Below are 10691 nucleotides of genomic sequence, written 5' to 3'. Positions count from 1 at the left end.
CCCACGCCCTGCGCCATCTCGCCTGGCTCTCCGGCTCCGACCCCGTCACCCGCGCCTTCGTCGCCGCCCGCCCCGACCTCGCCAGCGCCCTGGCCCGCCACGCCCCTGCCCCGGCGGGCCGGATCTGAGCGCACGCCGGTCCCGCGGCGGCCCCGGCGGTACGGCGGGCCGGATCTGACCGCACGTGGCCATCCGATGGCGGACTGTCGGTGGGGCGACTCACACTGCAACCATGGCAGCCGACTCCCTTGAATCCGGATCCGCACCGGCAGACGACGACACCCCCGGCATCGCCGAGCTCAACACCCCGGAGTGGTTCGCCCTCTCCGGCGAGCTCGCCGGGATCGGGTTCCTCACCGTCGCCCGGAGGCTCCCCGCCCTGGTCCGCCAGGCTCTGGGCATGGCCTGGCAGGCCAATCCCCGCGACACGGTCGCCACCATCGCCTTCAACCTGCTCGGCGGCGTGTTCACCGCCTTCGGCCTGCTGGCGACCACCGGCGTGCTGGACGCCCTGTTCAGCACGGGCCCCACGCCCGAGCGGGTCAGGACCGCGCTGCCCGGCCTGATCCTGGTCGCCACGGCCGCGATCCTGCGCACCACGCTGCAGGCGGGCGCCGGTTGGGCCCAGAGCAGGCTCGGCCCCCAGGTCAACCGGATCGCCGAGGAGCGGCTCTACGGGCTGACCAGCCAGGTCGACCTCGTCGCCTTCGACGATCCGGAGTTCCACGACGCCCTCCAGCGGGCCCGGACACGCGGGATGCGCACGGCCGACACCGTGGTGGACACCGCGATCGACACGCTCACCGGCCTGATCGGGATCGCCGCGGCGGCCGGTGTCCTCGGCCTGCTCCACCCCGTCCTGCTGCCGCTGCTGCTGCTGGCCGTGATCCCGGACGCCTGGGCCGCCGTGCGCGCGGCGCGGATGGGCTACACGACCGACTACGCGCTGATCCCCGCCCGCCGCCGCAAGTGGATCCTCACCGACCTGATGGCCGACCGGCGCACGGCCGCAGAGTCGCGGTCGTTCACCATGCGGGGCTTCCTGATGCGGATGTACGACTCGGTGGCCCGCGGCGAGCAGGACATCATGCTGGGGCTCGCCAGACGCCAGGCCTTCGCCCGGATCGTCGGCGAGGCGCTCGGCGGCCTCGGCACGCTGGCGGTCTACACGGCGCTCGGCCTGCTGCTGTTCCTCGGCACCGTCCCGCTGGCGGTGGCGGGCACCGCCGTGCTCGCCATCCGCTCCGGCAAGGGCTCCCTGGAGAACCTGATGTACGCCACCAACCGCCTCTACGAGGAGGGTCTCTACTTCGCCGACTTCCTGGCGTTCTGCGCGCTGGCCGACCGGCACATCTCGCGGGGGCACCCGGGCCCGGCCCCCGAGGCGTTCGAGCGCATCACCACCGAGAAGATCACCTTCAGCTATCCCGGCTCCGGCACCCCGGCCCTGCGCGGGGTGTCGGTCCGCCTCGACCGCGGCGAGGTCATCGCCCTCGTCGGAGAGAACGGCTCCGGCAAGACGACACTGGCCAAGATCCTGTCAGGGCTCTACCGGCCGGACAGCGGGCACGTCCGCTGGGACGAGGTGGATCTGGCCACGGTCGACCCCGACCTGCTGCGCCGCCGTATCGCGGTCATCGCCCAGGATCACAGCCACTGGCCGCTGACCGTCCGGCACAACATCACGATGGGTGAGAGCAAGGGGGAGCCCGCCCTGTTCTCGGCGGCCGAGGTGGCGGGCGCCGACCAGGTCGTGGCCGAGCTGCCCCACGGCTACGACACCCTGCTCGACCGGCGGTTCAAGGACGGCAAGGAGCTGTCCGGCGGCCAGTGGCAGAGAATCGCGGTCGCGCGCGGCTTTCACAGGGACGCTCCCCTGCTGATCTGCGACGAGCCGACCGCCGCCCTCGACGCCCGCGCCGAGCACGCCCTCTTCGAACGCATCCGGCGGCATGCCGACGGCCGCACCGTCCTGCTGATCACCCACCGGCTGGCCAGCGTCCGCTACGCCGACCGGATCTACGTCCTGGACCACGGCAGGGTCACCGAGGAGGGCACCCACGACCAGCTCATCGAGGTCGACGGCCTCTACGCCGACCTCTACAGCCTGCAGGCCCGCGCCTACTCGGCCTGAACCCGGGGTGACGGCCTCCCCGCCGTCCGGTTCAGCTGCGATCTCCCAGCACGGCCTGCATGACGGCTTTCGCGATGGGAGCCGCCACCCGGCCGCCGAAGCCGCCGTGTTCCACGAGGACTCCCACCGCCACCCGGGGGTCGGCCGCCGGGGCGAAGCTGGTGAAGATCGCGTGGTCCTGCCCGGAGGCGGCGTTCTCCGCGGTGCCGGTCTTGGCCGCCACGTCGACGCCCGGGATGGCGGCGGCCGTACCGGTGCCGCCGGGCCGGGTGACCGTGACCATCATCGCGGTGAGCCGGTTGGCCTCATGCTCGTCGAGCGTCTGGCGGTAGCGCGACGGCTCCGTCTCGTCGATCACCGTGCCGTCGGCGAGGCGGACCTCCTCCACCAGGTAGGGGCGCATCAGCACGCCGTCGTTGGCCACCGCCGCGGAGATCATCGCGATCATGAGCGGGGTGGCCCGGTCGTCGAACTGTCCCAGCGCCGACATCGCGGTCTGCGCCCGGTCCATCTCCGGCGGATACACGCTCCTGGCCACCGGCATGGGAACGGTGAGGTCGTCGGCGCCGAACCCGAACGCCTCGGCCTGCTCGCGCAGCGCGTCCTGGCCGAGATCGATGCCGATCTTCGCGAAGGGCGTGTTGCACGAGGTCTTGAACGCGTACGCCAGCGGCGGGTTGCCGTCGCCGCAGGCCGTTCCGCCGGAGTTGCGCAGGTAGGTGTCGGTGCCGGGGAGGCGGAGCGCCTCGGGGGCGCCGACCTCCGTGGTCGGGCTGTATCTCCCCGAGGCCAGCGCGGCCGCACTGGTGACGATCTTGAAGGCGGATCCCGGCGGGTAGTTCTGCTGGATCGCCCGGTTCAGCAGCGGCCGGCCGGGATCCGCCTGCAGCCGCCTGTCGACCCCGTCGAGCCGGGCGGCGTCGAAGGTCGTGTAGAGGTTCGGGTCGTAGGAGGGGAGGGAGACCATCGCCAGGATCGCGCCGGTGGCGGGATTGATCGCGACGACGGCCCCGCGCAGCCCGGTGGCGCGCAGTGCCTCGTAGGCGGCCCGCTGCGCCCGCCCGTCGACGGTGAGCTTGAGCGTGGCCCCGCTCTCGGTGCCGTACACCAGCGAGCGCACCTTGACCCGGGGGTCCCCACCGGACAGCACGGCGTCCTCGGCCTTCTCGATGCCGGCTCCGCCGTAGAGCGAGATGTGTCCGGTCACCGGCGCGTAGAGAGGCCCCGCAGGGTAGACCCGCCGGTATCTGTAGTCGGCGCCCCCGCTGTCCCGGCTGGTCGCGATGACCGTGCCGTCGCGGAGCAGGATCTCGCCTCTCGGGCCGGCGAACCGCGCGATCATCGTCTGATGGTTGCGCGGGTCCGCGTTGAGCCGGTCCGCGTCGAGCGCCTGGATGTAGGTCACCTTGCCGAGCAGGGCGAACAGCATGGCCCCGCACACCAGGGCGACGTGCCGGAGCGGGATGTTGATCCGGCGAGCGCGTGGTGCGACCATGGGCCCCTCCCCCGATCGCGCTACCGGTCACCGATTTACCGGTTTAACAGCAAGACCGAAAAGGGGGCACCGCCCCGGGGCAAAGCGGCCGTACGGCTTCTAATCAACCACCGCCCGGTAGTAACTGATCTTGTTTTGGACGACCGTCTGCTTCTCGCGCAGGTTGTCGACCTGGGCCTCCACCCGCCGGTCGTGGGCTTCGAGGAGCGCGATCCGGTCACGGATCGTATGGTCGCCCTCCCGGACCAGCTCGGCGAAGCGGAGCATCTCCGCGATCGGCATCCCGGTGTCCCGCAGGCAGCGGATCGTGCCGAGCCAGCCGACGTCGGCCTGGGTGAACCTGCGCTGTCCTGCCGCGTTGCGGCCGATCGGCTCCAGCAGACCGATGCGCTCGTAGTAGCGCAGGGTGTCGAGACTGAAGCCGGTCTCCTCCACCACCTGACCAGGCGTGTACACACTCACGCCTGGCAGCATCCCACCTGGAGCCCACTCCAGGTCAAGCGGGAAATTTCTGTTTGACCTGGAGTGCGCTCCATCTCGCATGGTGGTGCGCATGACACACCTTCCCCTGGCTCTGGGCACCATCCCGTTCGGCACCGTCCTGGACGACAAGGCGACCTTCGCGATCCTGGACCGGTTCGCCGACGCCGGCGGCGCGATGCTGGACACCGCGAACAACTACCCCTTCTGGAACGAGGGGGCGACCGGCGACGAGAGCGAGCTGGCCATCGGCCGGTGGCTGGCCGCGCGGGGCAACCGCGACCGGATCGTGCTGAGCACCAAGTGCGGCGCCCGGCCGACGGTCTCCGGCGACCGGACGCTGGACTCCGCCGAGGGCCTGTCCGCCGCCGCGATCGGATCGGCCGCCGAGGGCAGCCTGAGGAGGCTGGGGACCGACCACATCGACGTGTACTGGGCCCACGTCGAGGACCGGTCCGTCCCCTTGGAGGAGACCCTCGGCGCGTTCGCCGAGCTGGCCGGGGCGGGCAAGGTGCGCGAGATCGGGGCGAGCAACGTCCCGGCCTGGCGCCTGGAGCGCGCCCGCGCCCTGTCGGGGGCCAACGGCTGGCCCGCCTACACCAAGGTGCAGCTCCGCCACACCTACCTCCGGCCCCGGCCGGGACTGCGGCCGGTGGAGTCGGGCCACGTCCTCGCGCAGGACGACATGATGGACTACCTGCGCTCCGAACCCGGCCTGACCCTGTGGGCCTACAACACGCTCATGGCCGGCGCCTACACCCGGCCGGACCGGCCGATCCCGGAGATCTACGACCACCCGGGCACCACGCGCGGGCTCGCCGTACTGCGCGAGGCGGCGGACGAGCTGGGCGTGACCGTCAACCAGGTGGTGCTGGCCTGGCTGATCGGCGGCGACCTCCCGACGGTCCCGATCGTCGGCGTGAGCTCCCTCGCCCAGCTTGAGGAGGCCCTCGGCGCCGTGGACCTCAAGCTCGACGACGAGCTCCGCGCCCGCCTGGACTCCGTCCGATGAGGGAGCCGGAGGAGCTGTGGTTCCTGACGCCCACACCGCTGGGCGTGTGGCGCTTCGGGAACGCCCGGCCGAGGAGGCCCCGAGCGCGTCCCTCCCTGCGGGCGCGGATCGTCTCCGCGAGGTCCTTCGTGGTCAGGCGGAGGTAGGGGCGGCGTCACTCCTGGGGCAGGTGCTCCGACAGGTAGCGGCGGACCAGGCGCTTGCACTCGTCGATCAGCTCGGGGTCGCCGTCGGGCCGGGAGCGGAAGGCGAGCTTGAGCACGGCGTCGGCGGCCTCGACCGCGACGACCAGCGCCCGGTCCAGCCTCGGCCCGATCGGGGCCCCGAGCAGCTCGATGGTGATCGCGCGGAGCCGGTCGGCCACGATGACGTTGTTCTCCAGCGCGGTGTCGAGCATCCGCTCGGTCCCCTTGAGCGCCGGGCCTCCCGGCGAGGGCAGCACCTCGCCGAAGTCGACGACGGCGAAGCCCGGCGTCGAGCGTTTCATCGCGACGAACTCGTCGATCGCCAGGTCCACCACCTCGGTCCAGTCCGACAGCTGCACGGCCGAGAGCCGGGCGGTGATCCGGCCGAGGAAGGCCTCCAGGTTGCGCAGCGCCAGCGCCCGCACCAGCCCCTGCTTGTCGGGGAAGAACTGGTAGAAGGTGCCGATCGGCACCTCCGCGCGGCGCGCGACCTCCTTGGTGGTCAGCGCCTCGTAACCCGCCTCGTCCAGCAGCCGCGCACACTCGTCCAGCATGCGCTCGACCCGTTCCAGGCTGCGCCGCTGGGCGGGACGGCGGCGTAGCGTCCCCCCGGAAACGTTCGTCATCGCTCCATCATCCACTACCCGGACCCCCCAAGGGCTAACATGAGCCACACTCATGCCAACTGGAGGTCAGGATGTTCCTTTGGGGTACGGCTACCGCGTCCTACCAGATCGAAGGCGCCGTCGCCGAAGACGGCCGGGGCCTGTCGATCTGGGACACCTTCGCCCATGAGCCCGGCCGCGTCCGCGACGGGCACACCGGCGACGTGAGCTGCGACCACTACCACCGCTGGCCCGAGGACGTCGCCCTGATGGCCGGGCTCGGGGTGGATTCCTACCGCTTCTCCATCGCCTGGCCCCGCGTCCAGCCCGAGGGGCGGGGCCGGATCAACCAGGCCGGCCTGGACTTCTACGACCGGTTGACGGACGCGCTCCACGACAGGGGCATCGTCCCGGCGGCCACGCTGTTCCACTGGGACCTGCCGCAGCCCCTGGAGGACGAGGGCGGCTGGCTCAACCGCGACACCTCCTACCGGTTCGCCGAGTACGCCGCCGCCGTGGCCGACCGGCTCGCCGACCGGATCCCCATGTGGATCACCCTGAACGAGCCCTTCGTACACATGGTCTTCGGCTACGCCATGGGCAACCACGCCCCCGGCAGGACCCTGCTCCTGGACGCGCTCCCGGTGGCCCACCACCAGCTGCTCGGGCACGGCCTGGCCGCAGCGGCCCTGCGTGAGCGGGGCGCCGAGAAGGTGCTGATCACCAACAACTGCACCCCCGTCTGGCCCGCCTCCGGCGACCCCGCCGACCTCGCCGCCGCCGACGCCTACGACACCCTGCACAACCGGCTGTTCAACGACCCCGTACTCATCGGGAAATATCCGGATTTGTCGGCGTACGGTGTGACCCTCGACTGCGTCCAGGACGGCGACCTCGACCTGATCGGCGCCCCCCTCGACGGCATCGGCATCAACTACTACAACCCCACCCGGATCGCGGCCCCCACCGCCGAAGGACTCCCCTTCACCGACGCCGGCGTCACCGGCCACCCCACCACCGCCTTCGGCTGGCCCGTCGTCCCCGACGGCCTGCGCGAACTCCTGACCGGCCTCAAGGCCCGGTACGGCGACGCCCTGCCGCCCGTCTACATCACCGAGAACGGCTGCTCCCAGCCCGACGTGCCGGGCCCGGACGGGGTGGTCGACGACCAGGACCGGATCGCCWACCTCGACGGCCACATCGAGGCCGTCCAGCGGGCGCGGGCCGAGGGCGTGGATGTCCGCGGATACTACGTCTGGTCCCTGCTGGACAACTTCGAGTGGGCCGAGGGCTACCACCAGCGCTTCGGCCTGGTCCACGTCGACTTCGCCACCGGGGAGCGCACCCCGAAGGCCTCCTACCACTGGCTCGCGAAGCGGATCGCCGAGCACACCGAGGCCCGGTAGGGCCGGGCTCCCGGGGGTGCCCGCCCGGCCGCCCGCCCGGCCGCCGGCTCAGCCGCCGAAGGTGTCGGGGTCCGGGCCGGTGCGGGTGCCGGCGTCCAGCCGGGCGATCGCCTCCATGTCGCCGTCGGCGAGGGAGAAGTCGAAGACGTCGATGTTCTCCTTGATCCGCGCCGGGGTGACCGACTTGGGGATCACGACGTTTCCCAGCTGGATGTGCCAGCGCAGGACGGCCTGGGCCGGGGTCTTGCCGTGCCGTTCGGCGATCTCGGCGATCACCGGGTCCTTGAGCACGGCCCCCTGGGCCAGCGGGCTCCACGCCTCGGTGACGATGCCGTGCCGGGCGTGGAAGTCGCGCAGTCCGGCCTGCTGCAGGGCCGGGTGGAGCTCGACCTGGTTGACCGCCGGGACGATGCCGCCGGTGTCGATGAGGCGTGTCAGATGGGCGGGCTGGAAGTTGGACACGCCGATCGCGCGGACGCGGCCGTCGGCGAGGAGCTTCTCCATCGCCTTCCAGGTCTCGCCGTACAGATCCTTGGCCGGCGCGGGCCAGTGGATGAGATACAGGTCGAGATGGTCCAGCCCCAGCTTGGCGAGGCTCGCGTCGAAGGCGGCGAGGGTGGAGTCGTAGCCCTGGTCGCTGTTCCACACCTTGGTGGTGACGAACAGCTCCTCGCGGGGCAGGCCGGAGGCGGCCAGCGCCTGGCCCACGCCACGCTCGTTGCCGTAGATCGCGGCGGTGTCGATGCTCCGGTAACCGGCTTCGAGCGCGCCGGTCACCACCCGGGCGGTCTCGTCCTCGGGCACCTGGAACACGCCGAAGCCGAGCTGCGGCATGGAGACCCCGTTGTTCAGGGTGATCATATGTGGCCCTCCCTCTGTGAGTGGCGTCAGCAAATAAAAGTGTATGCAATAGTTGCTAACGCTAGCTAATTGGCCATACGACTACGGAGGATGCCCAGGCGAGGGTGGGGATCACGTGACATGGCACGCGCATCACCAATATGGGGAAATTTCATTAGTCAAAGCGTGGTGGGCCCGTCCGGACCTGGCGTGGGCGGAGCCGTGGAGCGGGATGGCGCCGGTGCTCGCCGCCCGCCCGCCGGGCGTCGCGACCGCGTCCGTCATATCGGGGGGCGCGCGGTGGCACGGGCAGAAGCTCCCCGGCCACGTGCAGGTCCTTCCCACGTGGACAGAGCTGTGAAGCGACACGGACAAGGCAGCCGAGCGACTGCTCACCCGTGCCCGCACGGGTGAGCGCGGCCTGCGTATGTGGGACGTATCCCGGGGACCGCTGCCCGAGGACCGCGACTTCCCGTATGTCGTCGGCGTGAACCGTCGCCGAAGACGGACCGGCCGCCCTCCCGGGCGGACCACCCCGGCATCGCTGATTCCCTTCCTCCGAGGCGTGGCCCCGTGTCCTCCGCGAGGCGTGATCTCCCGCGCGACAGCGCCGCCATCTGACTCCCGGCAAGCCATCCGCCTTGCTGGGAGTCATTTTGCCGTCAGCAGGCACAGCCGGTGCGAGCATCGCCGGAGAGACAGAGGCGATCATGAAAACTGGGGGAGAGATGCTCCGAAAACTGATCCCGATACTGGCCATGGTGGTGGTGGCCGGATCACCGGCCGCCACCACCGCGGCCTGGGCGGAGGGGACGCCGGCCACCGCGGCGGTACGGGCGGGCGCCGCCTCCGCGTCGGCCGTACAGGCGGCCGTACAGGCGGCCGGTTCCTGTAGTCCCGGATCGCCGTGCGCGGCGGTCAACTGCGGGCCGGGCCGCGTCTGCGTGCCCTCGCCCAAGCAGTGCTTCACCACGCCGTGCCCGCAGTACGACTGCGTGCCCGCGTCATCGGTGCCGGGCTCGGGCCCGTGGCGCCCGCCCTACCCCGTCGGCTACCCGGGCCAGTGGCGGCCCCCTTATCCGGGCTCGTACCCGGGCCAGTGGCGGCCTCCTTACCCGGGCTCCTACCCGGGTTACCCCGGTTACCCCGGTTACCCGGGCTCGTACCCGGGCCAGTGGCGCCCGCCGTACCCGGTCGGCTACCCGGGCCAGTGGCGGCCCCCGGTCCCGCAGCCGCATCCGGTGCCGCAGCCGTATCCGGTGCCGCGTCCTCCCTACCAGCGCCCCTGACGGACGGCGGGCCCCGCGGGGAGCACTCCTGTCAGCGGTTCCCGGCCCTTGACGACGGCAGGCGCTGCGCGGGGTGAGGCAGAGCAGGCCGAAAACCGAAGCGCCGACCCCGGAAGCCCAGGCCACCACAACGATGACCTGGGCTTCCGCCTGACGGTCTCCTCCCGCTCCCCCGGCCGTTCACCGCACGCCACCGGTAGATCATCAAGCGAGAGCGCGCGACGCGCCCCGGGAGCCACTCGCCATTCGGATCACCCCGCCGGTCCGGGCGGCGCTCACCGGGTTGAGATCACTCCGCCGGTCGGGGCGGCGCTCACCGGGCTGACGTGATGGCCGGTACCCACGGCAACGCCAGCCGCTCCACCAGCACCAGGGCGGAATAGAGAACGACGCTCATCATCCCGACCAGGATGATCGCCGCCCATGCGGTGGCGCTGTCGGCGACCCCGCTGTACTGCACGATCTGGTAGCCCAGGCCCCCCTCACCGGCCTGGAACTCGCCGATCACCGCGCCGATCGCGGCCAGCGGCATGGCGACCTTCAGGCCGACGAAGATCTGCGGCAGCGCGGCCGGCAGCCGTACCTTGCGGAACGTCTGCCAGCGCGACGCGTCCAGGGATCTGGCCAGCTCGGCGAGGTCGGCGGGGGTGGTGGTCAACCCGGTCGCCGTGGAGAGCACGATCGGGAAGAAACTGAGCAGGAACACCATGGTCAGGATCGGCCGCTGTCCCCAGCCGAGGGAGACGACCAGCAGTGGCCCGAGGGCGATCTTCGGTACCGCGTTGACCGCCACAAGCAGCGGCGAGAACATCCGCTCGACCGCCCGTGAGCCGGCCAGCGCGATCCCGATCACAATCCCCGCGACCGAGGAGAGCAGAAAGCCGATCACGGTCTCCAGCGTGGTCGCGCCCAACCCGCCGAGCAACTCCGTCGACCTCGCGTCGAACGCGGCCAGCACCTCCTGTGGCGGCGGCAGTACCGCCGGATGGACAAGGTGGAAGACCGAGGTGACGAGCCACCAGCCGGTGATCGTCACCGTCAGCCCCAGGGCCGGCCACACCGCCGCGGCCGCCGCCCCGCCACCGAGACGGCGTTCCCGGGGCACGCCGGTGCGTACCGGGGGGCGGACCTCGCTCACCTCGGCCATGTCACGGTCCTCACTCTCCTCGTCCGGCCTCAACCGGTCCGGTCTGTCCGCCGCGACGACACGAGGGGTCCGCCCGCCGATGAGACCGGTGGGTGGGC

General features: G+C 71.5%; 9 protein-coding genes. 4 read left to right on the top strand and 5 right to left on the bottom strand.

Annotation, left to right across the window (positions count from 1 at the left end; genetic code table 11):
• The first annotated feature begins 232 nt into the window (after positions 1 to 232).
• Entirely contained in the window at positions 233 to 2134 is a 1902-nt protein-coding gene (locus CA984_RS25035; protein WP_086575996.1) for an ABC transporter ATP-binding protein, read from the top strand.
• A gap of 31 nt (positions 2135 to 2165) precedes the next feature.
• On the opposite strand, the gene CA984_RS25030 is transcribed toward CA984_RS25035, so the two are convergent.
• Positions 2166 to 3629 (bottom strand): peptidoglycan D,D-transpeptidase FtsI family protein, encoded by a 1464-nt coding sequence (locus CA984_RS25030; RefSeq protein ID WP_086575995.1) that lies wholly within the window; start codon positions 3627 to 3629, stop codon positions 2166 to 2168.
• A 99-nt stretch (positions 3630 to 3728) separates the two neighbouring features.
• Positions 3729 to 4103 carry a MerR family transcriptional regulator gene (locus CA984_RS25025; protein ID WP_086575994.1) on the bottom strand — a complete coding sequence of 125 codons (375 nt, stop codon included), beginning with the start codon at positions 4101 to 4103 and terminating at the stop codon, positions 3729 to 3731.
• A gap of 79 nt (positions 4104 to 4182) precedes the next feature.
• Between CA984_RS25025 and CA984_RS25020 the strand changes: the two genes are divergently transcribed.
• Entirely contained in the window at positions 4183 to 5121 is a 939-nt protein-coding gene (locus CA984_RS25020; protein ID WP_242676151.1) for an aldo/keto reductase, read from the top strand.
• A 154-nt stretch (positions 5122 to 5275) separates the two neighbouring features.
• Here CA984_RS25020 and CA984_RS25015 read toward each other — a convergent pair whose 3' ends face one another.
• Positions 5276 to 5932 carry a TetR/AcrR family transcriptional regulator gene (locus CA984_RS25015; protein WP_086575992.1) on the bottom strand — a complete coding sequence of 219 codons (657 nt, stop codon included), beginning with the start codon at positions 5930 to 5932 and terminating at the stop codon, positions 5276 to 5278.
• Positions 5933 to 6003: 71 nt separating this feature from the next.
• Between CA984_RS25015 and CA984_RS25010 the strand changes: the two genes are divergently transcribed.
• Complete coding sequence (locus CA984_RS25010) at positions 6004 to 7317, top strand: GH1 family beta-glucosidase (RefSeq protein ID WP_086575991.1); 1314 nt, start codon at positions 6004 to 6006, stop codon at positions 7315 to 7317.
• A 48-nt stretch (positions 7318 to 7365) separates the two neighbouring features.
• Here CA984_RS25010 and CA984_RS25005 read toward each other — a convergent pair whose 3' ends face one another.
• Complete coding sequence (locus CA984_RS25005; RefSeq protein WP_086575990.1) at positions 7366 to 8178, bottom strand: aldo/keto reductase; 813 nt, start codon at positions 8176 to 8178, stop codon at positions 7366 to 7368.
• A 707-nt stretch (positions 8179 to 8885) separates the two neighbouring features.
• On the opposite strand from CA984_RS25005, the gene CA984_RS25000 reads away from it, so the two are divergent.
• Positions 8886 to 9446: a hypothetical protein gene (locus CA984_RS25000; RefSeq protein ID WP_086575989.1), complete on the top strand. Its 561-nt coding sequence runs from the start codon at positions 8886 to 8888 to the stop codon at positions 9444 to 9446.
• 313 nt (positions 9447 to 9759) lie between these two features.
• On the opposite strand, the gene CA984_RS24995 is transcribed toward CA984_RS25000, so the two are convergent.
• Complete coding sequence (locus CA984_RS24995; RefSeq protein WP_086575988.1) at positions 9760 to 10593, bottom strand: ABC transporter permease; 834 nt, start codon at positions 10591 to 10593, stop codon at positions 9760 to 9762.
• Between the last annotated feature and the right edge of the window lie 98 nt (positions 10594 to 10691).

It is taken from the genome of Streptosporangium minutum (assembly GCF_002149035.1).
Taxonomy (GTDB): Bacteria; Actinomycetota; Actinomycetes; order Streptosporangiales; family Streptosporangiaceae; genus Streptosporangium; species Streptosporangium minutum.
This window is presented reverse-complemented; position numbering and strand designations above follow the sequence as displayed.